The sequence below is a fragment of the Citrobacter sp. Colony219 genome (genome assembly GCF_019382635.1).
Classification (GTDB): domain Bacteria; phylum Pseudomonadota; class Gammaproteobacteria; order Enterobacterales; family Enterobacteriaceae; genus Citrobacter; species Citrobacter youngae.
Map to the genome: position 1 here is coordinate 9,830 of NZ_CP080033.1, position 1,510 is coordinate 11,339.

At 55.3% G+C, this 1,510-nt stretch carries 1 protein-coding gene and 1 pseudogene; both read right to left on the reverse strand.

Going from position 1 to position 1,510, the window contains the following annotated elements:
* A partial coding sequence (locus JTI85_RS21125) for an FGGY-family carbohydrate kinase (protein ID WP_370629210.1) occupies positions 1-950 on the reverse strand: 950 nt, incomplete at its 3' end.
* 59 nt (positions 951-1,009) lie between these two features.
* Positions 1,010-1,309, reverse strand: a pseudogene (locus JTI85_RS21130) (FGGY family carbohydrate kinase); the annotation flags it as partial.
* Positions 1,310-1,510: the final 201 nt, after the last annotated feature.

Below are 1,510 nucleotides of genomic sequence, written 5' to 3' on the forward strand. Positions count from 1 at the left end.
GGCCATTCGCCGCACGGGAATACCGCTAAGATCGGCCTGGATTTGCAATAACGTATCGCTATTGGATAACCCTCCCCGACTACCAACTCTTTTGTGGGGATCCCGGTTGCCGCTTCATTTGCGCGAATACAGGCCGCGACCGAATGCGCAATCCCTTCCAGAATCGCGTAGGCCACCTGCGAGCGCGTGGTCGAGATTGAGATACCGTTCAGGGACGCACGGGCATGAGGCTGGAGATGGGGTACGCGTAGCCCCGTTAGCGCCGGAATAAAACTCACGCCACCCGCGTCGCTAGCCTGCGCGGCCAGTTCGCTGATCTGTTCGGGTGAGTCAAACCAATGCAGTTTTTCGCACACCCAGTTGAGCGCCGAACCGGTAGTGGGGACAAAGGTTTCGACAGAGAAATGCGAAAGCCCTTTTTGGCGGCGCGCCGTCATGGTGAGCGTACTTTCACAGCCCTTTTGCAAGGTTGGTACCGTTGGCCCCATCATTAAATCAACAAAGCTGCCAGTGCCATGCATACAAAAAGCCTGTCCTCGCTCGGTACACCCCAGCCCAATAGCCCCTGCAAACTGATCCCCTGCGCAGGCCAGGATCGGCACGCTTATCCCCAGAATATCTTCATGAGTGGTGCCGAAGTCATCGGCATCATCATGTAATTCAGGCAGCAATGACGCCGGGAAGCCCAGAGTCTGTAGCCATGGCAAATGATAGTGATGCTCTTTGAGGCAATACGCGCCAGCGGAGGTGGCATTTGTCGGTGTGGTGACACTTTTTTTCTCCTGCGCCAAGTGCCAAAGCAACCAGCTATCAACGGTACCAAAGACCAGCGTTCCAGCCTGATACGCCTTCGCCACCGCAGGCGTATTGGCAAGATGGCGCGACGCCAAAGATAAGGAGAGCGTATCCCAACCGGTCGCCCAATCCGCGGCAGCAGTTTTGCATCCCATTCAGGGGCTAACTGGGCCAGTTCATCCGTGAAACGCGCATCCTGCCATACCATCGCCGGAGTTAATGCCTTACCCGTTTGCGCATCCCACAGCACTGCCGTTGAGCGTTGGGTCGCAATCGCCAGCGCCACAATGCGCATCTTGTTGCATTGCGCGTTAGCTATCGCTTTGCGACAAACCTCAATAGTGGCCTGCAAGACCTCATCAGCATCTTGTTCCACCACACCATGACGCAGACTGCTGACCTGAAGCGGCTGGTATTCCAGGCAGTGAACCTGGCTATTTTGTGCAACAACTGCCGCACGGGTCCCCGATGTACCTTCATCGATAGCCAGAATGACATCTTCGTATTCACTCATTTCGTACTCCTGTTTGATTCTGGGGTCATCGACTCTGGATAAGGTGAATGGGGTGATTCGAACTGCGGCGCACCTGGCTCGTTATCCGGCTGAATAATGGTGCGAGTGGGGTCCCACGGAATAACAAAACAGATAATGCTCGCAAACAGCGCACGGCAGACATGATCAGGAAGGTCGTTTGCAGGCCATACAAATCACGGA